The organism is Desulfofalx alkaliphila DSM 12257, from assembly GCF_000711975.1.
Taxonomy (GTDB): domain Bacteria; phylum Bacillota; class Desulfotomaculia; order Desulfotomaculales; family Desulfohalotomaculaceae; genus Desulfofalx; species Desulfofalx alkaliphila.
The window spans coordinates 72,526-97,255 of record NZ_JONT01000010.1; the positions used below are offsets into that span (position 1 = coordinate 72,526).

Sequence of the window (24,730 nt, forward strand, 5' to 3'; positions counted from 1 at the left end):
TATTTTCAGATAAAACCTAGTTGTTTACTAGGGTTTAATAAGACAACCCGGAGGTGGTTTTTTGAAGTTGTCCACCAAGGGGCATTATGGGTTAAGGGCAATGTTTGACCTAGCTCTCCACTACAGTGAGAACCCCATACCCTTGAAGACCGTTGCCGAGAGGCAGCAGTTATCTGAAAATTATTTAGAACAGTTAATAGCGGCCTTGCGTAAAGCAGGGTTGGTAAACAGTGTGCGTGGGCCCCAGGGGGGTTATATTTTGGCCCGTCGACCCGATGAAATAACTGTGGGTGACATAATCAGAGTGCTGGAAGGTCCCATAGCGCCGCTTGAATGTGTTAATGAAACAGACCCGGGGGATTGTGATCAGTTTAATTACTGTATATCACGCAATGTCTGGGCAAAGGTGCGGGATAGCATTAATGATGTACTTGATTCGATCAGTCTTGCCGACATGTGTTTGGAGGCTGAGCAAATTGAGCAGCAACGGAAATAGAAACTAGCTATTGCAGACGAGGAGGCCTAGCAATTTATGCGTAAAGTGTATTTTGACCACTCTGCCACCACCCCGGTGGATCCCGAAGTAGCTAAATTGGTAATGAGCTACATGACAGATCATTTTGGTAACCCCTCCAGCGTACATGGCTTTGGAAGAAAGGTTAAACAGGCTTTGGAAGAAGCCCGGGAACAGGTTGCTAAAGCCATCGGCGCTTCCCATGTTGGTGAAATCGCTTTTACCAGCGGCGGTACCGAGGCTGCAAACATGGCCCTGCGGGGGGCTGCCTTGGCCAATAAACAAAAGGGTAACCACATTATCACCACCGCCGTGGAACACCACTGTGTTTTGACCACCTGTGAGTATTTGGCTAAAGAGGGTTTTGAGCTTACTGTTCTACCCGTTGACCAATACGGCATGGTCAGTGTGGAAGATGTTGCCAATGCCATAACAGACAAGACCATTCTTGTGTCTGTTATGCACGCCAACAATGAGGTGGGCACAATTATGCCCATTGCTGAAATTGGTAAAATGCTAAGGGAGCAAGACCGTAAAATTATTTTTCATACCGATGCAGTACAGTCCATCGGCAAGTTACCGGTTAATGTGGATGATTTGAATGTGGACTTGCTTACCCTCTCGGGTCATAAAATTTATGGTCCTAAGGGCATTGGAGCCATGTATATTCGCAGGGGTACCTGGTGGCAGCCCATCTTGTATGGGGGCGGGCAAGAGCGGAGGCGCCGTCCGGGAACGGAAAATGCGCCGGGTGCCATTGGCTTAGGTAAGGCAATTGAAATAGCGGTATCTAACCGGGAAGAAAATGCAGAGAAGTTAACTAAGCTCGGCAGTAAGTTGGTGGATAGGGTATTAAACAGTTTACCCAATGTACGTTTAAACGGCCATCCTACCATGCGTTTGCCTGGCCATGCCAGTTTCTGCATAGAGTTTATAGAAGGAGAGTCAATGCTGCTTTCTTTGGACATGCAAGGGATTGCTATTTCCAGTGGTTCGGCCTGTACTTCAGGTTCCCTGGAACCGTCCCATGTGCTTTTGGCCATGGGCATACCTCATGAAATGGCCCACGGCAGTTTGAGAATATCCATGGGCAAATATAACACTGAAGAAGATGTGGATTATTTTGTAGATAAATTAGTGCCAATTATTGAACGTTTACGGGCGATGTCTCCGCTGGCTGCCGGCGGTGTTTGTACACCGTGTTCCTGTGCCTCCTGTGAATGCGGAGATAATAAATAAATTTGTTATATTTAGTATGGGGGAGGACAAAATATGTATAGTGAAAAAGTAATGGATCACTTTTCTAACCCGCGTAATGTTGGGGAAATGCCAGATGCGGATGCTGTGGGCCAGGTTGGAAATCAATCCTGTGGCGACATAATGAAAATATACTTAAAGGTAAAGGATGGAATAATAGAGGATATTAAGTTTCAAACCTTTGGCTGTGGAGCGGCCATTGCCACCAGCAGCATGGTAACTGAAATGGCTCGGGGAAAAACCCTGGAAGAAGCCATGAAGATTACCAATAAATCGGTGGCCCAATCATTGGATGGACTGCCTCCCCAAAAGATGCACTGTTCTAACCTAGCTGCCGATGCTCTACATGCTGCCATAGAGGACTATCTTAAAAAGCACGGAAAATAAAAAGTCACGTAGGTGAAAACTTTGAGTTCTAACAAAAGAGTTATTGTGGCCATGAGCGGCGGCGTAGACAGTTCTGTCACCGCCGCTCTTTTACAACAAGAGGGGTATGAGTGTATTGGGGTGACAATGCAAATTTGGGACCCCGACTTAACGGCGGTGGATGATGACTACGTGGGTTGCTGCTCCCTTACCGCTGTGGATGATGCCAGGCGTGTTGCCGACAAATTGGGCATTCCCTATTACGTGTTGAATTTCCGTGACATCTTTGAGAGAAAGGTCATTGATTATTTTACAGAAGAATACATAAAAGGTCGCACCCCTAATCCCTGCATAGCCTGCAACCGCTATGTGAAGTTCGAGGCGCTCTTGGACAAGGCTTTGGCCCTGGGTGCCAATTATGTTGCCACCGGTCATTATGCCAGACTGGCTTACTCAGATGAGCATAAACGCTGGACAATCAAAAAGGCCAAGGATGACAAAAAAGATCAGACCTATGTGCTTTATAACATGACCCAGCACCAAATTGAGCACACCTTGATGCCCCTGGCTGAATTTACCAAGGAAGAGGTAAGGGCTATGGCCTCTCAACTGGGGCTGTCCACGGCGTCTAAGCCAGAAAGTCAAGAAATTTGTTTTGTACCGGATAACAACTATAGAAACTTTTTGGAAGAGCGTACCGGAGGTAATTTTAAAAAGGGTTTATTTTTAGATGTCAACGGTAAGGTGTTAGGGGAGCACAAGGGTATACATAATTATACCATTGGCCAAAGAAGGGGATTGGGAATTGCCACCGGCGAAAGAATTTATGTGGTGGATATCGATCCCAAACGCAATGCCGTAATACTGGGACCGGAAGAGGCTGTTTTAAAACAGGACTTGATAAGCTATGATAACAATTTCATTTTATTTGCTGAATTAACAGGGCCGGTGGAGGTGGAGGCCCAGGTTAGGTATAATGCTAAACCGTCGCCGGCTGTCATCAAACCGCTGGCCGGGGGCAGAGTACATGTACATTTTCACCAACCCCAAAAGGCAATAACCCCAGGCCAAGCGGTGGTATTTTATCAAGGTGACTACCTGGTGGGTGGGGGAACAATAGAGAAGGCGGGAGCCCTTTAACAATTATATAAAATTTGCAAAAAAGCTGACCCTGTCATGGCGTGGGTCAGCTTTTTTAATGCATGAGATATTTGTTAATTGGCAATAATACTTATACTAATGCTTGGAAAGGAGGCCGCAAATTTGAACTGCCCTGTTTGTGGTGGCAAGTCCACCGGTAAGGTGGGTGTTGAACAGTATTATTGCTGGGATTGCTGCCTGGAATACCGAAAAAATAAAGAAGGCGTACAAATATATGAGGTTGCTGAAGACGGCAGTTTGGTTTCCTTTGATCCCACCAATCAAAATATCTTGTAGACACAAAACAGAGGGGGTGAGTCTTTTAATGAATGGCTTTTGGCGAGGCATGGTGGCAGGGGGAATTATTGCTATGGCCATGAGTATGTATATCAATCCTAATCATAAAAAACGCAACAGTATTATTGGAATGGGGCTTGGAATGAGGCGTAAACGGAAAGCAAACCGCATGTTAAGAGGGGTTTCCAAAACCGTTAGAGAGCTTGTGAGGTAAGTATAAAAGTGAGGTTTATAGACCTCACTTTTATACTTATTAAAAATTGAAGGCTCAACCAAAGTTTTTCTTTTGCTTATCAGGGGGTTTGCTTATGGCCTTTAGGCAGTCTAAAAGGATATATAAATATTTATTTTTTGCCCTCCTCTTATTTGCCGGTTTATATTTTGTATATCTTATCCGTGGACTGCTGTTGGCAATGGTGCTGGCCTTAATATTGGTATATTTGTTATACCCGGTGGTTCGTTCAATGGAAGCAAGGGGCACCCATCCGGTGTTAGCTATTTTACTGGCCTATGCAGGGGTTTCAATTGTTGCCGCTGCAGTTATGATGTATGGAATTCCCCGGTTGGTCTTGCAGCTGCATTTACTGGTGGATATGCTGCCCACCTATACGGCCCAGGTTGAACAGTTAATGATTGATATTCAAACCACCTATAGCCGCACAGGGGTTCCTGATGGTTTGCGTGTGGTAATAGACCAACAAATTAACGACCTGGAATTAAGGCTGCAAAAAACCTTGGAGCAGCTTGTGGATTCCATCTTTAACATGGTTGGTTATGTATTAAACATTGTTCTGGCCCCGGTGTTGGCTTTCTACATCTTAAAAGACCTAGATAAATTCAAGTTATGGATAGAAAGCAGGTTTCCGGAAAAATATTTCCCCGGCCTGTGGTCGCTGTCCAGGCAGATAAACACAGTGCTGAGCAGTTTTATTCGCGGCCATCTAATATTAATGGTTTTTGTGGGCACCTTAACCGGCCTTGCCATGGTTCTTTTGGGTGTTGAATATGCGGTGATGCTGGGGATTATTGCCGGTTTGACAGAATTAATACCCTACTTTGGCCCCTTTATAGGTGCAGTGCCGGCGGTGGCCATCGCACTGCTGCATTCAAAGGTGTTGGCTTTAAAAGTAGTGTTGGCAATAATTGTAATTCAACAAATTGAAAGTTATATTATAGCGCCCAAGGTATTGGGCCACAGCGTTGGACTGCATCCCTTAACCATTATTTTGGTATTACTGGCCGGTTTAGAGTTTTATGGGGTGGTGGGCATGTTGTTGGCGGTGCCGGTGGCCGCAATTATTCGGGTATTGCTTGTTCATGGCTATCAGTTTTTTTCTAAGATCTATTAGTTCTTTTATTGGTGTTCTTGACACATGCGAGGAATATTCTGTATAATAATCGCAAAAGAACGCTGAAGATAGTAACCTTTCCGCCCCCACAAAAGGTCCATTGGGAGGGAAGGTTTTTCTGTTATATAGGAATTACATAGACTGGAGGAAATACCATTGACCGGTAACGAAATTAGGGAGAAATACTTAAAGTTTTTTGAAGAGCGCGGGCATCAAATACTGCCCAGTGCGTCGCTAATTCCCCACAACGACCCAAGTATACTATGGACTGCAGCGGGCATGGTGCCTTTTAAGCCATATTTTACGGGAAAAGCCACCCCCGAGAATCTGCGGGTTACCACTTGCCAAAAATGTTTGCGCACTCCGGACATTGAAGAGGTGGGAAAAACAGCGCGACATCACACCTTTTTTGAAATGCTGGGAAACTTTTCCTTTGGAGATTATTTTAAGGAAAAGGCCATTCCCTGGGCGTGGGAGTTTGTAACATCGGTGCTGGCTTTGCCAAAGGAGAAACTTTGGGTAACAATTTACATGGATGATGACGAAGCCTTTGATATTTGGCATAAAGAGGTTGGGGTGCCCAAGGATAGAATTGTACGCATGGGCAAGGACACAAATTATTGGGAAATCGGTGTCGGTCCCTGCGGCCCATGTTCAGAAATCTATATTGATTTGGGTGAAGAGAGGGGCTGCGGCAGTAAGGATTGTGCCGTTGGCTGCGACTGTGATCGCTATCTGGAGATTTGGAACCTGGTGTTTATTCAGTTTTACCGTGATGAAGAGGGGAACTATTCACCCCTGGAAAACAAGGGTATTGATACGGGCATGGGTTTGGAACGGGTGGCATCGGTGATGCAAAAGGTTAAAACTAACTTTGATACCGATCTGCTGCGCGAAATTATGGACTATGCCGGGTCCCTGTTAAAGGTTAAATATGGTGAAGATGACGAAAAGGATTTAGCCTTAAAGGTAATAACCGACCATACCAGGGCCATTACCTTTGCCATTGGCGACGGGGCTTTGCCGTCCAATGAAGGCCGAGGCTATGTAATCCGTAGATTGCTGCGCCGGGCAGTACGTTTTGGGCGTGTTTTGAGTATGCAGGATACCTTTCTGCATAAGGTTTCGGCGGCGGTAATCAAACAAATGGCTTCGGCATATCCGGATTTAGAAGCCAAGCAAGAGCATATACTACAGGTTATACGAACGGAAGAAGAGCGCTTTTTAGAGACTCTGGCCCAGGGAACAGAGATTATAGCTAAGCTGACTGCCGAGGCCAAGGCCGCAGGCAATACTGTAATAGCCGGTGCAGATGCCTTTAAATTATATGACACCTACGGGTTTCCCTTGGAGCTAACCAAGGAAATTGCCGAGGAAAACGGCTTATCTGTTGATGAAGAGGGATTTACCAAGGCCTTAGAAAAGCAAAGACAGCGGGCACGCAGTGCCAGGCAGGAAACCGAGTATTTATCCGAGCGCGGTGTAATGTATAAGGCACTGCGGGAAGAATTGGGTGTAACGAGATTTACCGGATACAGCTTGCTGGAGGGCAAAGCCAATATTATGGCCATCCTAAAGGATGGGCTGCAGGAGTTATCGGCTGAAGCAGGGGAAGAAATAGAGCTTATTTTGGATGTTACTCCTTTTTATGCCGAGTCCGGAGGCCAGGTGTCAGACCACGGGCATATTGTTGGAGAAGACTTTAAGGTGGAGATATATGCGGTAAGTAAGCCGCTGGATGATTTTATAGTACACCACGGAAAGGTGATTGCCGGTAAAGTAAGACGCCACCAAACCGTTGATGTGGAGGTTGAGGGGAGTCGCCGGCAAGATGTGGCCAGAAATCACTCTGCCACACACCTGGTGCACAAAGTTCTGCAGGAAGTGCTGGGAGATCATGTTAACCAGGCAGGGTCCCTGGTGGAACCGGACCGTTTGCGTTTTGACTTTACTCATTTTGCCGCCCCTAGCCCCGAAGAGCTTAAACGTATTGAAGAATTGGTTAATAATATGATATTAGCAAACTTACCGGTGGAGGCCTTTGAGACCACCCTATCAAAGGCCAAGTCCATGGGAGCGGCAGCCCTGTTTGGTGAAAAATACGGCAGTAATGTCAGAGTGGTTAAGATGGGTGATTTTAGCTTGGAGTTATGTGGAGGTACCCACGTTAACTCAACCGCCGAAATAGGCTTATTTAAGTTGGTCAGTGAAAGCAGTATTGGTGCCGGAACCCGCCGCATTGAGGCAGTAACCGGGCGGGGTGTCTTGCAATACCTGGAGGCAAAGGAAGAACAGATTTCCCAAATTGCCAAGGCAGTTAAGGCTACCCCGTCAGAAGTTGTTAAGCGGGTAAAAGGTTTACAGCAGAGTGTAAAAGACCTGGAAAGTGAACTTGAATCCTTAAGAAGTCAATTATCAAGGCAAGAAGTGGCCAGCATTTTAGGCCAGGCAAGGGAAATTAAAGGAATAAAGGTGCTGGCGGCAGTTGTCAGTGCCAAAGATATGGATGGCCTGCGCAGTATGGCCGACCTGTTAAGGGATAAACTGGTGAGCGGCATTGTGGTTTTAGGGGCAGATAATGCAGGAAAGGTAAGCCTGGTTGCTGCGGCCACCAAGGATATTGTAAAGCAAGGTGTTCATGCAGGAAAGGTAATTAAAGAAGTGGCCCAGGTGGTGGGTGGAGGCGGAGGCGGCCGCCCGGATATGGCCCAGGCCGGAGGAAAGGATGCATCTAAATTACAAGAGGCCATGGATAAGGCCTATGCTGTTATCGAGGGTCAGCTGCAGTAACTGATGAATGCTAAAAGCCGACCCCAAAGAGGTCGGCTTTTAGCTGTTACTGATTTTCAGAATATGGACCGTAACCATAACCGGGACCACTGAAAAGTAATAAAATGAGGATTAAGAAGATAATGAAACTTTGCTGGCCATAACCACCGTAGTAACCCATATTGCGACCTCCTTTTAACAATCTTGTTACATCAATATAATATGGGTAGAGCGTGCCATGGGTTACAATAATATTTTTCCAAGTAAAGGAGATTTGCTGTTTCCAGCGAATACTTGTTGTTAAATGGGCAATATTACAAGTGGGAGGTTTTGCCATGACTAGGGATTTTTCGCAAGATACTGTTATGTTTAAGGTGCAAGCTGAGGAAGAGAACAAGGCCAGGGATATATTGATGACAGTTTATGCTGCATTGGAAGAGAAGGGCTACAACCCCATCAATCAGCTTGTAGGGTACCTGTTATCCGGCGACCCGGCTTATATTACCAGTCACGGCAATGCCCGCAGTTTAATAAGGCGCATGGAAAGAGATGAACTGCTCGAGGAATTGGTAAGGCATTATTTGGAAAAGAATAAGTAAAGTGTTACAGTTGAGGAAGTAATGGTTATGCAATATAGACTGTTGGGAAATACTCAAATTAAGGTTTCCAGGTTGTGCTTTGGTGCATTGACAATTGGTCCACTGCAAGCAAACTTGACCCTGCAACAGGGAGCTGCTGTACTGCGCAGAGCCCTGGAATGCGGGGTAAATTTTATTGATACTGCGGAGTATTACCAGACCTACCCATATATTAAAGAGGCAATAAAAGGATGGGACTCTGAGGTTTACATAGCCACCAAGAGTTACGCCTATACCGCTGAAGGTATGAAAGAAAGTCTGGAAACAGCATTAAGAGAATTAAACAGAGACTGGGTTGACATCTTTTTACTTCATGAACAGGAATCAAGATTGACAATAGAAGGCCATTATGAGGCCCTTGAATATCTTCTTAAGGCAAAGGAAGCCGGTAAGGTAAGGGCGGTGGGCATATCTACCCATTGTGTGGACGGCGTGCTTGCGGCAGCAAGCTTCAATGAGATTGATGTGATACATCCCTTAATTAACATTGAAGGTGTAGGTATTCAAGACGGCACTGTTAATGATATGTTAGATGCCATTAAAGTTGCCTACAATGCCAATAAAGGTCTTTATGGCATGAAGGCCTTGGGCGGTGGAAATCTGCTGGCCCGATATGATGAGGCGGTAGATTATGTACTAGCCCTGAATGAACTGGCGTCGGTGGCAATGGGTATGCAGACCCTTGACGAGGTTGATTATAATGTAAAAAAGTTTAACAATGAAAAAATACCTTTAGAGCTGCAGTTGCGGGTAAAGAGGCAACCAAGAAAACTGCATATCGACCGGTGGTGCCAAGGTTGTGGTGCCTGTGTGGAGAGGTGCCAGGCAGGGGCCTTAAGTTTAGTTGACAATAAAGCTGTGGTTAATAAGGATCTTTGCAGGTTGTGCGGGTACTGTGGTGCGGTGTGCCCGGAGTTTTGTATCAAGGTAATATAGGGGGTTTATATGAGAATAATGGGCCTGGATGTTGGCGATAAGACAATAGGGGTGGCCATCAGTGATTTAATGGGGTGGACGGCACAAGGTATTGAAGTAATTCGACGTACCAATGAAGAAGCTGATATTAATCGGCTTGCTGAGCTGGTAGATGAATACCAGGTTGAAAAGATTGTTGTCGGCTTACCGAAAAACATGAACGGCACCCTGGGGCCCCAAGGAGAAAAGGTGCAAATTTTTTCAACCCTAATCAAAAACAAATTGAGTTTACCATTGGAGTTTTGGGATGAGAGGCTAACCACTGTGGCAGCAGAAAAGCTGCTTATCGGTGCAGATGTCAGCAGAAAAAAAAGAAAAAAAGTGGTGGATAAAATGGCGGCGGCACTCATACTCCAAGGCTACCTGGATCGTCAATCTAATATGTAAATAAATAAGGCTCAATAATAAGGGTTAAAGATATTGACTTTTGGTTATAATTGGTATAGTATTCTTTTGATTATTTATATAAGAGGTGATAATTTGCCAGAGCACGATGAAGTGATCACACTAGTGGATGAAGAAGGACAAGAACACGACTTTACAGTGGTGGATATTCTTGAGATTAACGGTTCTGAATATGCTATTTTGCTACCTGCAAAGGAAGAAACTGACGAAGCGGTAATTTTAAAATTTGCCAAGGACGAAGATGATAACGACATTTTAATTGACCTTGAAGATGATGAAGAATGGGAAATGGTAGCTGATGCATGGGAGCAATTGGTGACTGAAGAAGGGGAAGATGCTTAGCTTAAAGGGCGCTTAATGCGCCCTTTAATGTTTCTTGGAGAAAATTAATAACAGTCATAATACTGCCGGACAAAATTATAATTTAAGTATAGTGTCTTCGGCCGGAGGGGTCTGAGGTGAGAAGTAAATGTATCACTGTTGGCATAGTGACTGTTATATTGGTGCTGCTGCTTGCAGTTGCTTATGCAGGCAAATGGTACCTGGCATTTTCATCCCATGACATAATGCCCGGCATAAAGGTCAGAGACCTAAATATCGGTGGCATGGGTAAAGAGGAAGCGGGTAAAAGGTTGCTTCTTTTAGAAAAACAAATGAAAGAAATACCGGTAACCTTAACCTACGGGGAAGAGCGGTGGCAAATTCAGCTCCACCAGGTGGGTTTTGAAATTGATAAAGAGGCAACCCTAGGTAAGGCAATGCAGTTAGGTAAGAAGGGCAATGTTGTTGAACGGTTAAAAACAAAAAGGAAAATATCTGTCGAAGGTTATAATCTTTACCCGGTGGTTCAGGTGGACGGTGAAAAGTTAGCAGCAGTTATAGACCTGTACGCACCCCATTTAAATGTTGAGCCGCAGGATGCTGCCTTTCTTATTGATGATAATGACCGGGTGAAAATTACTCCCTCCCGAACCGGGCGAAGGGTGAACATAGAAAAAATTAAAGGGAGCTTGGAAAAAGAAATTTTGGCTTCTTCGGATATTGTAATGGCCATTCCTGTGGAGGATGTACCCCCGGCCTATAGTACCGAAGATATTGAAAATATGGGCATAGACGGATTGCTTTCTACTTACACCACCAAGTTTGATGCCAGTCTCATTAACAGGTCTTACAATATTAAGGTGGCAGCAAACGCCCTGGATGGGCTCTTGGTTACTCCCGGCCAGGAGGTTTCTTTTAACGAGGTGGTGGGCCCCCGCAGTTCAGAGGCGGGATATAAGTCAGCCCAGGTGATTATAAATAATGAATTTGTTGAGGATGTTGGCGGGGGCGTTTGCCAGGTGTCTTCTACCCTTTATAACGCTGTGTTGTTAGCGGACTTGATAGTATCCCACCGTAAAAATCATAGTATTCCCGTTACTTATGTTCCCATAGGAAGAGATGCCACTGTGGTATACGAGTACGTAGATTTTAAGTTTCAAAATAATACCGGCAGGTGTCTGTATATTAAGGCTACCGTTGGTGAAGGGCAGTTAACCATAAAGATTTTCGGCAATTCCAGGGCCAACCGAGAGGTAATAATTAACAGTTGGATAGAAGAAGTTATCGAACCGGAAATTATATATGAAGAAGATGAAAACTTGAAACAGGGACAGCAGGTGGTTAAGCAAGAGGGAGTTAGAGGTTATGTGGCCCATGCTGAGAGAGTGGTAATGATAGAGGGGGTTGTAATCAAGCGGGAGCAATTGCCTGTAAGTAAATACAGCCCCATAAATAAAATCATTGCCGTGGGAACGGCCAGCCCGGAACCGGTAATTGTTCCACCAAAGAATAAGAACCAATCATCTAACTAGATTGGTTCTTTTTATTAAATACAGCGGACTCTATACCCTGCAGGTGATCGTACATTGCTTTTTGTGCAGCTTCGGAATCGGAGTTTGCAATGGCCTGATAAATTATCAGGTGTTCTTGTAATAGCTTATGGGGCAGTTTGGGATCACGGTATAACTCAACCCTGGCTGTGCGCATTACATGCATCATGGTGTCTGCTATGGTGGTCATCAATCGCAAGACCATGGTATTGCTGGCGGCTTTTGCCACAGAATAGTGAAAGGCCAAATCGGCTCTGTCGCCTAAATCGCCATTTTCAATATCCTTTGCCATTTGCTCCAGTGCCTTTTTCATGGCCGTTAGATCTCTGCCGCTACGCCGTTTAGCAGCCAGTCTGGCACACTCGACCTCCAGAATCTTTCTTAATTCCATTAATTCACTGGCGGTTTTTTGGTCGGCTTGAAGCACCAGGGAAAGTGCATCGGCAATGGAATCTGCGCTGGCTTCCCGTATATATGTGCCTTCACCGGGGCGAATTTCAATAACTTTCATGGCTTCCAGCGCTCGAAAGGCCTCCCGCACTGCCGATCTGCCCACCTGCATCTTTTCAGCTAACTCGCGTTCAGACATTAACTTGTCCCCTGGCTTTAAACTGCCCTTTGCAATTAAACCCTTTATTTGGTCTATTATTTCTTGATAAATCTTTTTGGTGCGAATGGGTTGAAAATCCATAGTAACACACCTTCATTCTTTTTTAATGTAGCAAAAGTTAAATATACAAGAAAAGTTAGTACCCGCTTTAATAATTGAGGCATAACTTTTCTTGTACTTATATTATAATAATTAAATAGTTATGACAATAGAATATTTAGTCATTAAGTCTTTCAGCTAATAATTCAACGGTATGCTTTGCCCTTTGCTTAGAATTGGCCTTATCCAGGCCGCCGCCAATTTGCATCAAGCAGCCGGGGCAATCCATAGCTACTATTTCTGCACCGCTGTCTTTAATATTAGCTAATTTTTGCTGCAATATGGGCTGTGAAAGCTCAGGGAAGCGCAGGGTATATGAGCCGCCAAATCCACAACAACGGTCAGACCAGGCCATTTCCTTGAGATCTAACCCTGCAGCCCTAATTAATTGCCTGGGCTCTTCAAAAATGCCTAGATGACGACGCAGGTGGCAAGAGTCGTGATAGGTCACAGTGGTGGTATCTTTGGATTTTAATGCCAATGTTTTACCGCCGTCGGTCTGGGTAGCAACAAAGTTTGAGAAGTCCTCAACTTTGTCTGCAAATTCCCTTGCCCTTTTTGCCCACTGTTTGTCTTCTTGTAAAAGGCTCACATAATCGTGCTTAAGTGCTGCGGTACAGGTGGGACAGGCGGTAACTATATAGTCCACACCGGCTTTTTCGAAGGCTGCAATGTTTTGTTTAGCCAAATTGGCCGCTGCCTCTCTTGCACCCATGTGACTGGCCGGTACTCCGCAGCATGCCTGCTCCAATGGGTAAACCAGCTGCATATTCATGTTCTTAAGAATTTTATTTACCGACCTGCCCAGGTTTGGGTAAACAAAATCAATTAAACATCCACCAAAGAAGCCCACTTTATACTTAGGGCTGTTGACGGTGCCCAATTCATTTAGCTGCTCACGGAAGGGTTTATCTGCAAGGGCCGGCAAGCTGCGCCCCTCTGTTAAACCGGCTAAGAACATTGGCAGGTGACGCACCATCTTGTCCTTTACAAAGGGCTTTTGTGCTTTGCTGGCCACCTTCAGCATGCTGTGGAAGAGTTTTCTATTGGGCAGAAGGCTATTTAATAAAAACTTTTGTCCGGCGGGCAAGCCGTTTTTTGCCACAACCCTGTTGCGCAGTTCCAGTATTAGTTTTGGGATATTAACTTTACCGGGGCAAACCTCTTTACAACGTTCGCAGCTGATACATAGGTTCTGCAGTTCGCCGGCGTCTTCAAAATTATTAAAGAAGGCCGTTAAAACGGTGCCGATGCCGCCGGTATATACGCTGCCAAAAACGTGCCCGCCCAACAGCTGGTAAATGGGGCACACGTTTAGGCATGATGCACAACGGATGCACTGCAATGCCTCGTTAAATATTTCATCGTCTTTCATTTTGGTACGACCGTTATCCATTAATACGATGTGCAGTTCTTTTGGTTGTACAGTACCGTCTGGCAGTGCCGTGGGGGTGGGACCTGTTATCATGGTGACGTAACTGGTTAATTGTTGGGCTGTTGCACTGCGCGGTAGGCATTCCATTATGGGTCCGGCATCTGAAAACTTTTCCACCAATTTTTCCATTCCTACCAGTGCCACATGAATGGGTGGTAGGGTGGTTGTAAGTCTGGCATTACCTTCGTTGGTTAAAATTATAATGGTGCCGGTTTCAGCCACCGCAATGTTGGCCCCTGATATTCCCATATCTGCCGATAAGAATTTTTCCCGTAATTCACTCCGGGCTACTTTTACCAGCTTAGGAATATCATCAGACAGACGTTCATTTACCTCTTTAGAAAATATTTCTGCCACCTCAGCTCTGGTCAGATGGATTGCTGGCATGACCATGTGAGATGGAGATTCTCCTGCCAATTGTATAATCCATTCCCCTAAATCCGATTCCGCTGCCGTGATGCCGTTTTCTTCAAGGAAGTGGTTAAGGTAAATTTCTTCCGATGCCATTGATTTTGACTTAATAACTTGTTTAACATTGTTGGCCAGTGCTAAATCGCGGATATAGTTTTTGGCGTCATCGGCGGTCTTAGCAATGTATACCTTGGCACCTCTGGCTTCTGCGTTCTTCTTGAACTGTTGGGCCAGTTCTTCCATTCGTTTAGCTGCAGATCCTTTTTTATCAGCAATTTGACTTCGCAGCGCCTCAAAATCTTTGCCTTTATAGGCCCTGGCCCTGGCGTCAACATAGGAATCTGCAAAACGGCCCAGTGCACCTTGTAGATTGGGGTTGTCCAGGGCATTTTGGATTTTTTTCTTCATATTCCGGCAGCCGCTCATTGTGCATCACCTCCGGCTCTATCAACAAAAATTACCTTTAACTCAGCAGGTCCATGTACGCCAATGGTAAGCACACGCTCGATGTCTGCAGTGCGACTGGGCCCGGTGATAAATGAAATGTAGCCCGGAAGTTTGTCTTTGTTTTTACCAATAATTGATAATGCCTCTGACAAATTAGCGACGAGACTTTCTGTTTTTACCAAAGCAACATGAACATTTGGCAGTGTGGATACCAAGCGTTGGTTGACGTCAGTTGAATCTTGCTGTAGTGATCCGATTTCAGCAATGGCCATATCCATTTCGGACAGGCCCATACAGGCATCTTCTGCATTTTTACGTAAATCTTCAGTGTGCACAGCGGCCTTTATTTCAGCAGATGACAGGCACTTATCAACCATGGGGGATGGTGCGGCTACAATTTTCTTATAGCCGCCCTCTTCAGTTATGGTTGTGAGCAGTGCCGCTGCTTCCTTGAGGTCCTTAACTCTATAGACCTGGGCAGAGACCGCCTCTGCCTTTTGTTTAAACTCAGCGTAAAGGCTTTCTGTTTCATTAATTTGTTTTGTCAACATTAACCCCTCTTTTCACTGCCGTTGCGATAGGATTCAGCCAGTAGTTCAACTGTGTGCATTACCGATTGGGTCATTTTTTCTTGGGTTAAACCGTCGGTTAACTGCATGCGACAAGAACCACAGCCTGTTACCACCGTATCGGCTGCCGATGATTCAATATCGGCTAATTTAGACTCTAAAATATTATAGGATAAATTGTAATGGGTTAAGCTAAATGAGCCGGCGCCGCCACAACAACGATCGGGCTGTTTCAAAGGGTTAAATTTAATCCCCGGTATGGCTTTGATTATTTCTATTGGCTCAGTGACTGCCCCCATACCGCGACCCACGTGACAGGGTTGGTGGTAGGTCACTGTTTTATTGACAGGCCCTAATTTTTCAGTTTCTAAACCCAATTGGTTAATTAGGTATTGTGTAAAGTCATAGGTCTTTTCAGATAGCATTTTTGCATTTTCGCCATATCCCGGCAGATCACTTAACAGCTCGGGGTAGTATTTTTTAAAGGCTTCACCGCATGTGCCACATACCGTGATAATGGCGTCCACTTCATATTTACTAAAAATGTTGACGTGAGATTTGGCCATTTCCACTGCGGTCTTTGTGTCACCATGCATTAATACCGGTACCCCGCAGCAATGCTGTTCTTTTGGCACAATAACTTCAACGTCATTGTGTTTCATAACTTCAAGTAATGAGTAGCCCACCTTGGGATAAACAAAGTTAGCGGTGCAGCCGCTGAAAAAGGCAACTTTCTTTTTTGCCTTTGCGACTTTATTTACTTCAGGCACTGTTGCCAGGAATGATTTATCCGCCAAGGCAGGTATAACCCGGCGCAATTCCAAGCCACTTACCGGATAGCGGGGGCTCATTTTGTTACCCTGCCGCTTAAAGAAGAGACCTTGGGTTTTAGAACCTATTTTCATCCCTGTTTTAAACAAGGAAGGGTTGGAAAGACATTTAAATATTAGATTTTTAGCCAATGGCAAACCGCGTTTTTTAACTAATTCCGATCTGGCGGCAAGAACTATTTTATCCGGCTGCACACCGCAAGGGCAGTTGGCTGCGCAGGCTTTACAGGTGAGGCATTTATCAAAAACAGCTGTTAACTCATCGGTGGGCTGTATCTCACCGCTGAGAATTCCTTCAGCTAAACGCACCTTACCCCGGGCCACCATTGCTTCAGCTTTTGTTTCCTTGTACAGGGGGCACACTGCTTGGCAGTTGCCACACTTCATACACTTAATTACTTCTTCTTCAATTTCCGGAAACTTTTTTAAATAACTCATGCTTACCCCCCTTACTTAGAGACGATTTTTCCAGGGTTTAACAGGTTTTCGGGGTCCAGTGCTTCTTTAATTCTATTTAGAACATATATACCGCTTTTGCCTAATTCCCATTCTAAGAAACGGGCCTTAGCGATGCCGATGCCGTGCTCACCTGACAGTGTGCCGCCAAGCTCCAATGCCTTTTTAAATATTTCCTCTACCGCCTGATGCACCCTTTCCATTTCCTCTTTATCCCGTTCATCGGTTAGGATGGTGGGATGCAGGTTGCCGTCACCTGCATGGCCAAAGGTGCCAATGTTCAGATTATACTTTTCAGCTATTTCTTCAATGGCCACCAGCATTTCTGTAATGTTACTGCGGGGTACGGTGGCATCTTCCAGCACTGTGGTGGGTTTAACCTGTGCCAATGCCGGCAGTGCTGCCCGGCGCGCAGTCCATAAATTGTCACGTTCTTGATCGTCCTTGGCTTCTTTAATATTACCTTGGTTGTCATTGACAATTTTCTTAACAATTTCTGCTTCCTTGTTTACTACTTCAGCAATGCCATCCACTTCAATCAGTAAAATGGCACGGGCATCGGTGGGTAGGCCCACCTTAGCAAAGTTTTCAACTGTGCGTATGGTGACCTGGTCCATAATTTCTAAGGTTGCCGGTATTACCTTATTACTTACAATACCTTTGATGGCGTTGCCTGCATCTTCTAAACTGCCAAAGGTAGCCAACATGGTGGCCCTTGATTGGGGGGCAGGAATTAATTTAACGGTAATTTCAGTGATGATACCTAAAGTGCCCTCTGCTCCGGTGAATAACTTTACGAGGTCGTAGGCAGTAACATTTTTCACTGTTTTTCCACCAAAGCGTGCCACCTGACCGTTGGCCAACACCACTTCTAAACCCATCACATAATCTTTGGTAACACCGTACTTTAAACCCCTTAAACCACCGGAACACTCCGATACACTGCCTCCCATGGTGGCGGTGGTCACTGTGCCCGGATCGGGGGGATAAATTAAACCGTGAACTGCCACTGCATTGTTTAAGTCTTGGATAATAACGCCCGGTTGAACAACTGCAACATGGTTATCGGCGTCCACTTCGATAATTTTATTCATTTTTAAAGTAGACAGCACTATACCGCCCTCTAAAGGAATGCTGCCACCGCTTAAGTTGGTGCCAGAACCCCTGGGATATATGGGAGTTTTAAATTCTTTAGCAATATTTACAATTTTAACAATGTCATCGGTACTAGTGGGAGTAACCACCACATCGGGAGTTTTGCTTGGCATGTCTGGGGTGGCATCAAAGGAATAACAAATTAGTTCCTCATGTTTGGTAATGACATTATCTTTGCCAAGGGCTTTTTCCAGCTCTTGAATAACTTGCTGCTTGGACATTGTTAATCCTCCTTAATTTTAAAGTCCTGTGCCCTGAACAATGTTCAGGGCGCAGGTTATATCATCACAAGACCTTTATAAAAGTGTACCTATGGCAAAACCACCGTATATTAATAGTAAGCCAACCAGGCCCACTACAAAGGCGTAAATGGCACAGGGTATTGCATTTCGCCTAATAATAACCCCTTCAACGCCCACAAGGCCCACCGTTGCACAGGCTGCCACCACGTTGTGTACACAAACCATGTTACCGATGGCACCACCAACGTTTTGTAGAGCCAGTATAGCAACACCGGATATGCCTAACTGCTGAGCCACCTCAAATTGGAAGGAGGAGAACAAAACATTAGATACGGTGTTAGAACCGGCCATAAATGAACCTAATATACCAACAAAGGGTGCTACCAAGGGCCATGCGGCACCAACCAACTCGGATGTGGCAGAGGCCATGGTGATCATCATACCGTCAATTCCCTTTAGGTTAACAGAGGATTGGGTCATAACCTGCACCATTGCCACTGCAAATAACAAGGCAATGGTGGCACCGGTTAACTGCTTAAAGGTACTTACCCAAGCGTCTTTCACTTTCTCTGCGGGCATTTTATGCAAGAAGATGGTAATTATCGCCACCAAAATAAAGGGTATTGTGCCGGGTACATACAGGTATTGTAGAGTGTAGTTGATACCGCTGCCCATGATGTTTGCCCATCCGATAGATTGAGCTTGTAAAATAGCCTTTAGGCCAATGGCATCAATACGGGTTACAACCAGGATTAACGCAATTAAAACGTAGGGTGTCCAAGCAAGCCACAGGGGCATGTTGCCGCTGTCTTCGTCTTTTTCTACCTTAAAAGTACCTTCCCAGTTACTATCCCACTTATCTTTGGAGGGGAATTCCCAAGTATCCTTTGGTGTTAAGAAATTGCTCTTAGCTGCTAATAACACGATGGGAAGACCAATCAATGCACCAACCAGAGAGGGGAATTCGGGCCCCAAGAAATAGGCAGTAAACATATAAGGTACTGTAAAGGATAAACCGGCAAACAGGGCAAAGGGTGCGGCGGCTAAACCGTATTTAACACCGCGCTTTTCCTTCGGTCCAAAGAATGCCGTTAACATACATATTGCCAAGAGCGGCAGGAATGTACCGACTATCACGTGGGGTATCGCACTCCAAAGGGCAATTTGCTCTAAAAATACATAGTGGTTACCTTGCCCAAGTATGGATGCAACGGTATCTTGCATTGCAGCGCCCACACCGCCGATAACCGGGGTGCCAACCGCACCGAAGCTTACAGCGGTACTGTTAAATACCAAGGCAATCATTACCGCGGCCAGGGGCGGGAAGCCCAAACCAACCAGCAGTGGTCCTGCCAATGCCGCCGGAGTACCAAAGCCTGCAGCACCTTCAATAAATGAACCAAATAACCAACCAACGATAATGGCCTGTACGCGGCGGTCGGCTGATATGCCGTAAAAGCCGCGGTTAATAGAAGCCATGGCACCGCTGTTTTTCATGGTGTTGAGAATCAAAATTGCACCAAAAATAATAATTAAAATGTTAAAGGCAGATAAAAAGCCAAATGTAGTTGATGCAATTATACGGTTAAACTCTACTCCCCACACTGCATAGGCAATGACTACTGCAAGAATCCAGGCAATGGGCATTACTTTCTTTGCCGGCCAGGAAAAAACAGTCATCATGACAATGGTGAATAGGATTGGCACAAAGGCAATCAGTGCCATGAGAAATAAGTTGTCCATTTGCTATGCCTCCCATGTTATTTAGTAATTGTTAATGGAGTCATATGCCCTTAGGGCACAATTGTTGTTACAAGGAAAAATAATTATTATTCCAAAGAAACTTGAGTTACCCCGAAGCCGGTTCGGGGTTGATGCTAATTGCTTTGGCAAATAACCCTGCCGGTTATGTCTTTAAGAGAGCTGCAACCGGTTAAAAGCATTGCGTGTTTTAACTCACTGTTATACTTTTCGATAATAAGGGCTACACCGTCTGCACCTCCGCCGAAGGCACCAACCACCAATGGCCTGCCTACTAAAACAGCGTCTGCACCTAAAGCCAGCAACTTAATAACATCCAGACCGGAGCGCACGCCGCCGTCGGCTAAAACGGTGATTTTATCGCCCACTGCTTGGGAAATATCTGCAAGAACCGTGGCGGCTCCTGGGGTGTGGTCCAGTACCCGACCTCCGTGGTTGGATACAACTATTGCTGCAGCACCTGCCTCAACAGCCATTTCCGCTTCATCAACGGTCATGATTCCCTTTAAGATAAAGGGCAATTTTGTACTGGAAACCAATTCTTTTACTTCTTCCTTGGTCTTTGGTCCCACCGGTTGGCCTTTTAATGCCATGGTTACCAGGCCGGCCCCATCAATGTCCACTCCTACGGCAATGGCGCCGCTTTGCTCTGCTCTTCTAATGCGCGCAAGGATTTCTTCCTGTGATCTTGGCTTAATAATTGGTATACCCCAGCCCTTTTCTTCAGTGACTGCTTCAATGCCAGAATCATACATAGCAGGGTCTGCCCCGTCACCGGTATAGCCAATGCTGCCTGCTTTTTTGCTTCCGGTGACTATCATACCAATAAACTCACGCTCAGTAATTGCCCCGCCCATGTTGTACGGAGTGCCGGTCATTGGTGCGGCCATGATTGGGGTGCTAATCTTATGGCCAAATAAGGTACAGGTGGTATCCACTTCCTTTGCATTGTGCATGGTGCGCATGTTTAATTTAATCTTGTTAAGGGCCTCCAGGTTAGCCTTAAATGCGGCACCGGTTCCCAGACCACCCATGCCCGGAACTTCTCCGGCACAGGCACGTCCGTCACAGACCGGACAAACCCGGCAATAACCTTTTAACTTTTTTTTGGCTTCTTCTCGTACAGATTGTAAGTCCACATTAACCCTCCTTTATAGTAATCTTATGGCGTGGTGGTATGACCAAATGACCTTTGAAATAGTAGATTTCAATACACCTTTATAAAATCCTGCTTATTTAGATTAAAAAAATCAAAAAATGTAGAATTATCAATATATTTATAGATGACATCAATAATTTTAGCACAGGCATGAGTATTATTGTATAGGTAAATATAGGTCATTGGCTATGATGTTTAATTTTTTGCTGTCTGGGTCCCAACGGACCTGATACCCCATGGCATTACTGAAGAAGTCAGGGGATACATATGTGGTATCACCAATGATCCTTGGAGTTGAGGCTAATGAATATTCTGTATCGTCAATTAAAAGCACAGGGTTATTCACCTGTACTGTGACTTGCAAATCAATACCCTTGACTATGATTGAATTTGTCTTCTTGTCCCATTGCACATAAAAACCTAAATACTCTACCAGTGGGCGCAAGGCTACCAAAACCTCGTCTTTTACTTTTATTGCATGACAGTGTTCAGGGGCAAGGTTTTCGTTGATGGTAATTATAACCTTCTCTGGGGGAGTATCCTCTATTAAATTTTGTTGATGATTAACTATTTTAACGGGAGTACCTATTGCTACCCTTTCGTATAACCAAAGGATGTCGTCGTTATGTAATCTTACACAACCCAGGGAAGCATAGGTGCCAATGGAGGCGGGGTTGTTATTTCCGTGTATACCATAGGGACCGCCGGGTGCTGATATTCCTAGCCATCTGGTGCCCAATGGGTTGTGAGGGCTGCCCCCGGGGATATTCAATTTGTAGTAGGGTGGGTTAATAATTTTATTGGTAATATAAAAATTACCTTCGGGGGTCAAAGAAGGGCTTTTGCCGGTGGCCACAGGGAAAACTCTAACCAGCTCGTTATTCTGGTAGAAGGCCAGTTGGTTTGTCCCTTTGTTAATAACTATTAGCTGATGTGTAGCCTTTGCCCATGAGGGTGTTACAAATATAATCATTATGAATAAAATAAGAATAAGAAAAAGGGATGTTTTTTTCACGGTCATTACCTCCCAATATCAGCTTTAAATAAATAGATATTAGGAAAGAGGTTAAAAAATGACTGTATTAACATTGACCGGTAGACCTTATGCCAAAGAACAATTATGCTATAATTTAATGAAAAGACGGTATGGGGGTATTTAATGCAGAAGGAAAGGGCAATTTTATTGGGGCTGATATCTTCAGAAACAGAGGAGATTCAAGAAGAAGCTTCATTAATAGAGCTGGAAAGGTTGGCTGAAACGGCCGGGGCGGAAGTGGTTGAGGTCTATAAACAAAGGCGCAACAGTCCCCACCCCAGAACCTTTTTTGGCAAGGGGAAGGTTGAAGAAATAAAAGAGGGTTGTGCACAATTAGGAGCGACACTGCTAATATGCGACCAGGAACTCACACCTGCCCAGCTGCGCAATCTGGAAGAAAACGTAGGGGTACGGGTTATTGACCGGACCCAATTGATTTTAGATATTTTTGCTCAGCGGGCGCGCACAAAAGAAGGCAAATTGCAAGTTGAGTTGGCCCAAATGAATTATTTGCTACCGCGACTAACGGGGCGCGGTGTGGAAATGTCACGACTGGGAGGCGGTATAGGTACCAGAGGGCCGGGGGAAACAAAACTCGAGGTTGACAAGCGGCGAATTCGCAAGCGGATTGCTGATCTGTCAAAGGAATTAAGTGAGGTGCGAAAACATAGGCGGTTGCACCGGAAAAATCGCCGCTCAGTTCCATTGCCTTTAGTGAGTTTAATAGGATATACAAATGCCGGTAAAAGCACCTTGCTTAATACACTGACCGATTCAAATGTATTGGCGGAGGATAAACTATTTGCTACCCTGGATCCCACAACAAGAAGGGTATTACTTCCCACAAATGAAACAATTTTGTTAACCGACACAGTGGGTTTTATACAAAAATTACCCCACCATTTAATTGCAGCTTTTAGTGCCACATTGGAGGAGGTAAAAGAAGCGGATTTGTTATTGCATGTGGTGGATGCCAGTCACCCAAACTTGGAACAACAGATTCAATCGGTTGAAGATGTATTAAAATCATTGGAAGCCGAGGATAAACCATCTATATTAGTACTCAATAAATCAGATAACTTAGCGGATGAGCCGGTGTTAAGTGCAGATATAAAAGCTAGGTACTTTGGAAAACCGGTAGCAATATCTGCAAAGTATAACCGGGGCCTTGAAAAGCTGTTGGAATCAATATCTGCGGCCTTATCCGCAAGAAGAGTTCGCACCACTTTTTTTATCCCCTTTACAGATTCTGCGATAATTTCATTGGTGCATCAGCATGGCAAAGTAATCAATCAGCGGTATGAAGAAAAGGGTGTTTCCATGGAGGTGGAGTTAGAGAGGATTTTAGCCGAACGAATTATGACTAGGCTAAAGAATTGACAGCGGTTCGCCTTAGGTTTACAGGGCAAGTGGTGGATAAGGATTAATTTTCATATAGTTCTGTGCTGAAATACCTTTCTCCGGTATCAACTAAAACCGTGAGCACATTCTTATTAGGCCCTAATTGCTCACCCACTTGGCATGCGGCCCACACTGCGGCACCGCTTGAAATGCCCACAAGGAGCCCTTCTTCCCGTGCCAGTCTTCTGGCAGTATTTATGGCGTCCTCATCGGTAACTGAAATTGGGCTATCTAAAATATCTAAATCTAAATTACCCGGGATAAAACCGTCCCCAATGCCCTGAATTTTATGTTTTCCCGGGGGCTTGCCGGCAATGACTGCAGAGCTTGCCGGTTCAACAGCATATGTTTTCATATGAGGAAAGTGTTTTTTTAATACCCGGGCCACGCCGGTAAGGGTTCCGCCTGTACCCACGCCAAAGACAATGGCGTCGATACTTTCTTCCCCAATTTGATGTAAAATCTCCAATGCCGTGGTTTTTTGATGAAATTCCGGGTTGGCCGGGTTTAGAAACTGATTGGGCATCCAAGAGTTTGGTATTGACTGAACAATCTCCCGGGCCTTATTCACCGCCCCTTGAACATCTTGGTCAGCAGGGGTTAGGATTATTTCCGCACCATAGGCCTTAATCAATTTTTTACGCTCGATACTCATGGTTTCAGGCATCACAATAATGGTGCGGTAGCCGCGCACTGCACCTACCATGGCCAAGGCTATCCCTTGATTGCCGCTTGTGGGTTCTACTATAACTGAATTTTGATTTATTATGCCTTCTTTTTCTGCAGCCAAAATCATTCCCAGGGCAGCCCGCGCCTTTGCACTACCGCTGGGATTTAAAAATTCAGCCTTAACTAATATGTTGGCAGGGCAGCTGTCTGTAATGCGATTTAACCGCACCAAAGGTGTACTGCCGATAGCTTCCAATATATTATTTAAAATGCTCGCCATAGAATACTCCTTTCCTTATATTATAACTATATATATTATGACCCAAGGTGGTTTAAAGTACCATAAAAAAGGGATTGACCACATGCAAAAGTAATGGTATTATAATACTTGCCCCTAGGGGCGTAACGCCAATAATTGGTATTGCAAAGTTTGTCTAAAAGATATATACTAAAGGGCACAACTCAAAAAATACCAGTTGACTTAAAAAAGCAAAGATGTTAAACTAAGAATTGTCGCTGAAACGGCGGCACAAAAAACTGGCAACAGATCTTTGAAAACTAAACAGCAAGAGATGGATGTAAAAGTTCTATATAATAGAACCACAAAATAGAACCACAAAATCTCGTCAAACGCAAAAGCGTGGAGAGTAATTCAGACAACGAAGAGCCAAAGAGCTTTTCCATAAGATGAATGGTTCAAAAAATACTCATTATTTTTTGAACATCATTATAAAAATTTTATGGAGAGTTTGATCCTGGCTCAGGACGAACGCTGGCGGCGTGCCTAACACATGCAAGTCGAACGGAGATCTACCGGTGAAGTTTTCGGACAGAACCGGTAACATCTTAGTGGCGGACGGGTGAGTAAC

General features: G+C 44.9%; 23 protein-coding genes and 1 rRNA gene. 15 read left to right on the forward strand and 9 right to left on the reverse strand.

All coding sequences use genetic code 11. From position 1 onward, the window contains the following. Positions 1–61 precede the first annotated feature (61 nt). The 13 genes from BR02_RS0107050 (at position 62) to BR02_RS0107115 (ending at position 11,563) form a co-directional block, all read left to right on the forward strand. Positions 62–496 (forward strand): RrF2 family transcriptional regulator, encoded by a 435-nt coding sequence (locus BR02_RS0107050; protein ID WP_031515599.1) that lies wholly within the window; start codon positions 62–64, stop codon positions 494–496. A gap of 36 nt (positions 497–532) precedes the next feature. Continuing rightward, complete coding sequence (gene nifS / locus BR02_RS0107055; RefSeq protein ID WP_031515600.1) at positions 533–1,753, forward strand: cysteine desulfurase NifS; 1,221 nt, start codon at positions 533–535, stop codon at positions 1,751–1,753. A 33-nt stretch (positions 1,754–1,786) separates the two neighbouring features. After that, on the forward strand, positions 1,787–2,158 hold the full coding sequence (gene nifU, locus BR02_RS0107060) for a Fe-S cluster assembly scaffold protein NifU (protein WP_031515603.1): 372 nt from the start codon (positions 1,787–1,789) through the stop codon (positions 2,156–2,158). 21 nt (positions 2,159–2,179) lie between these two features. Continuing rightward, positions 2,180–3,277, forward strand: coding sequence for a tRNA 2-thiouridine(34) synthase MnmA (gene mnmA / locus BR02_RS0107065; RefSeq protein WP_031515605.1), 1,098 nt, complete (start codon positions 2,180–2,182; stop codon positions 3,275–3,277). Positions 3,278–3,376: 99 nt separating this feature from the next. Beyond that, positions 3,377–3,574 (forward strand): hypothetical protein, encoded by a 198-nt coding sequence (locus BR02_RS15615; RefSeq protein WP_169738582.1) that lies wholly within the window; start codon positions 3,377–3,379, stop codon positions 3,572–3,574. Between the two features lie 28 nt (positions 3,575–3,602). Further along, complete coding sequence (locus tag BR02_RS0107075) at positions 3,603–3,788, forward strand: hypothetical protein (RefSeq protein ID WP_031515607.1); 186 nt, start codon at positions 3,603–3,605, stop codon at positions 3,786–3,788. A 94-nt stretch (positions 3,789–3,882) separates the two neighbouring features. Then, positions 3,883–4,923, forward strand: coding sequence for an AI-2E family transporter (locus tag BR02_RS0107080; RefSeq protein WP_031515609.1), 1,041 nt, complete (start codon positions 3,883–3,885; stop codon positions 4,921–4,923). A 156-nt stretch (positions 4,924–5,079) separates the two neighbouring features. Continuing rightward, on the forward strand, positions 5,080–7,713 hold the full coding sequence (gene alaS, locus BR02_RS0107085) for an alanine--tRNA ligase (protein WP_031515611.1): 2,634 nt from the start codon (positions 5,080–5,082) through the stop codon (positions 7,711–7,713). 314 nt (positions 7,714–8,027) lie between these two features. After that, positions 8,028–8,291: an IreB family regulatory phosphoprotein gene (locus tag BR02_RS0107095; protein ID WP_031515613.1), complete on the forward strand. Its 264-nt coding sequence runs from the start codon at positions 8,028–8,030 to the stop codon at positions 8,289–8,291. A gap of 27 nt (positions 8,292–8,318) precedes the next feature. Then, the gene (locus BR02_RS0107100) at positions 8,319–9,266 is read left to right on the forward strand and encodes an aldo/keto reductase (protein ID WP_031515615.1); all 948 of its coding nucleotides are present in this window, start codon (positions 8,319–8,321) and stop codon (positions 9,264–9,266) included. Between the two features lie 9 nt (positions 9,267–9,275). Further along, positions 9,276–9,692, forward strand: a complete 417-nt coding sequence (ruvX, locus tag BR02_RS0107105; RefSeq protein ID WP_031515617.1) for a Holliday junction resolvase RuvX — start codon at positions 9,276–9,278, stop codon at positions 9,690–9,692. Between the two features lie 93 nt (positions 9,693–9,785). After that, the gene (locus tag BR02_RS0107110; RefSeq protein ID WP_031515618.1) at positions 9,786–10,052 is read left to right on the forward strand and encodes a DUF1292 domain-containing protein; all 267 of its coding nucleotides are present in this window, start codon (positions 9,786–9,788) and stop codon (positions 10,050–10,052) included. 116 nt (positions 10,053–10,168) lie between these two features. Beyond that, positions 10,169–11,563: a VanW family protein gene (locus tag BR02_RS0107115; protein WP_051688182.1), complete on the forward strand. Its 1,395-nt coding sequence runs from the start codon at positions 10,169–10,171 to the stop codon at positions 11,561–11,563. Here the strand turns inward: BR02_RS0107115 and BR02_RS0107120 are convergent. The 8 genes from BR02_RS0107120 to BR02_RS14770 form a co-directional block, all read right to left on the reverse strand. Continuing rightward, on the reverse strand, positions 11,556–12,272 hold the full coding sequence (locus BR02_RS0107120) for a FadR/GntR family transcriptional regulator (RefSeq protein ID WP_031515623.1): 717 nt from the start codon (positions 12,270–12,272) through the stop codon (positions 11,556–11,558). The genes BR02_RS0107115 and BR02_RS0107120 overlap by 8 nt on opposite strands. A 136-nt stretch (positions 12,273–12,408) precedes the next feature. Continuing rightward, on the reverse strand, positions 12,409–14,562 hold the full coding sequence (ldhH, locus tag BR02_RS0107125) for an L-lactate dehydrogenase (quinone) large subunit LdhH (protein ID WP_207640995.1): 2,154 nt from the start codon (positions 14,560–14,562) through the stop codon (positions 12,409–12,411). Further along, positions 14,559–15,131 (reverse strand): LutC/YkgG family protein, encoded by a 573-nt coding sequence (locus BR02_RS0107130; RefSeq protein ID WP_051688183.1) that lies wholly within the window; start codon positions 15,129–15,131, stop codon positions 14,559–14,561. Before BR02_RS0107130 ends, ldhH begins: the two co-directional genes overlap by 4 nt. Positions 15,132–15,133: 2 nt before the next feature. After that, a complete protein-coding gene (locus BR02_RS0107135) occupies positions 15,134–16,420 on the reverse strand; it encodes a (Fe-S)-binding protein (RefSeq protein WP_031515629.1) in 1,287 nt (428 codons plus the stop codon). 11 nt (positions 16,421–16,431) lie between these two features. Continuing rightward, complete coding sequence (locus BR02_RS0107140; protein ID WP_031515631.1) at positions 16,432–17,814, reverse strand: FAD-binding oxidoreductase; 1,383 nt, start codon at positions 17,812–17,814, stop codon at positions 16,432–16,434. 75 nt (positions 17,815–17,889) lie between these two features. Continuing rightward, positions 17,890–19,578, reverse strand: a complete 1,689-nt coding sequence (locus BR02_RS0107145) for an L-lactate permease (RefSeq protein ID WP_031515632.1) — start codon at positions 19,576–19,578, stop codon at positions 17,890–17,892. A 134-nt stretch (positions 19,579–19,712) separates the two neighbouring features. After that, on the reverse strand, positions 19,713–20,735 hold the full coding sequence (locus tag BR02_RS0107150) for an alpha-hydroxy-acid oxidizing protein (protein WP_031515634.1): 1,023 nt from the start codon (positions 20,733–20,735) through the stop codon (positions 19,713–19,715). 177 nt (positions 20,736–20,912) lie between these two features. Continuing rightward, positions 20,913–21,770 (reverse strand): L,D-transpeptidase family protein, encoded by an 858-nt coding sequence (locus tag BR02_RS14770; RefSeq protein WP_051688184.1) that lies wholly within the window; start codon positions 21,768–21,770, stop codon positions 20,913–20,915. A gap of 144 nt (positions 21,771–21,914) precedes the next feature. On the opposite strand from BR02_RS14770, the gene hflX reads away from it, so the two are divergent. Beyond that, entirely contained in the window at positions 21,915–23,171 is a 1,257-nt protein-coding gene (gene hflX, locus BR02_RS0107165) for a GTPase HflX (RefSeq protein WP_031515638.1), read from the forward strand. A 43-nt stretch (positions 23,172–23,214) separates the two neighbouring features. Here the strand turns inward: hflX and cysK are convergent, their stop codons facing one another. After that, positions 23,215–24,141 (reverse strand): cysteine synthase A, encoded by a 927-nt coding sequence (cysK, locus tag BR02_RS0107170; RefSeq protein ID WP_031515640.1) that lies wholly within the window; start codon positions 24,139–24,141, stop codon positions 23,215–23,217. Between the two features lie 457 nt (positions 24,142–24,598). Between cysK and BR02_RS0107175 the strand changes: the two genes are divergently transcribed. Continuing rightward, a 16S ribosomal RNA gene (locus BR02_RS0107175) occupies positions 24,599–24,730 on the forward strand; the annotation flags it as partial.

What these genes read in the sequence shown, in the direction of transcription:
- BR02_RS0107140 (WP_031515631.1), bottom strand. Translation starts at nt 17,814, where the DNA reads ATGTCCAAGCAGCAAGTTATTCAAGAGCTGGAAAAAGCCCTTGGCAAA.
- BR02_RS0107075 (WP_031515607.1), top strand. Translation starts at nt 3,603, where the DNA reads ATGAATGGCTTTTGGCGAGGCATGGTGGCAGGGGGAATTATTGCTATG.
- ruvX (WP_031515617.1), top strand. Translation starts at nt 9,276, where the DNA reads ATGAGAATAATGGGCCTGGATGTTGGCGATAAGACAATAGGGGTGGCC.
- BR02_RS0107135 (WP_031515629.1), bottom strand. Translation starts at nt 16,420, where the DNA reads ATGAGTTATTTAAAAAAGTTTCCGGAAATTGAAGAAGAAGTAATTAAG.
- nifS (WP_031515600.1), top strand. Translation starts at nt 533, where the DNA reads ATGCGTAAAGTGTATTTTGACCACTCTGCCACCACCCCGGTGGATCCC.
- cysK (WP_031515640.1), bottom strand. Translation starts at nt 24,141, where the DNA reads ATGGCGAGCATTTTAAATAATATATTGGAAGCTATCGGCAGTACACCT.
- BR02_RS0107120 (WP_031515623.1), bottom strand. Translation starts at nt 12,272, where the DNA reads ATGGATTTTCAACCCATTCGCACCAAAAAGATTTATCAAGAAATAATA.
- BR02_RS15615 (WP_169738582.1), top strand. Translation starts at nt 3,377, where the DNA reads ATGCTTGGAAAGGAGGCCGCAAATTTGAACTGCCCTGTTTGTGGTGGC.
- BR02_RS0107145 (WP_031515632.1), bottom strand. Translation starts at nt 19,578, where the DNA reads ATGGACAACTTATTTCTCATGGCACTGATTGCCTTTGTGCCAATCCTA.
- nifU (WP_031515603.1), top strand. Translation starts at nt 1,787, where the DNA reads ATGTATAGTGAAAAAGTAATGGATCACTTTTCTAACCCGCGTAATGTT.
- BR02_RS0107095 (WP_031515613.1), top strand. Translation starts at nt 8,028, where the DNA reads ATGACTAGGGATTTTTCGCAAGATACTGTTATGTTTAAGGTGCAAGCT.
- hflX (WP_031515638.1), top strand. Translation starts at nt 21,915, where the DNA reads ATGCAGAAGGAAAGGGCAATTTTATTGGGGCTGATATCTTCAGAAACA.
- BR02_RS0107100 (WP_031515615.1), top strand. Translation starts at nt 8,319, where the DNA reads ATGCAATATAGACTGTTGGGAAATACTCAAATTAAGGTTTCCAGGTTG.
- BR02_RS0107080 (WP_031515609.1), top strand. Translation starts at nt 3,883, where the DNA reads ATGGCCTTTAGGCAGTCTAAAAGGATATATAAATATTTATTTTTTGCC.
- ldhH (WP_207640995.1), bottom strand. Translation starts at nt 14,562, where the DNA reads ATGAGCGGCTGCCGGAATATGAAGAAAAAAATCCAAAATGCCCTGGAC.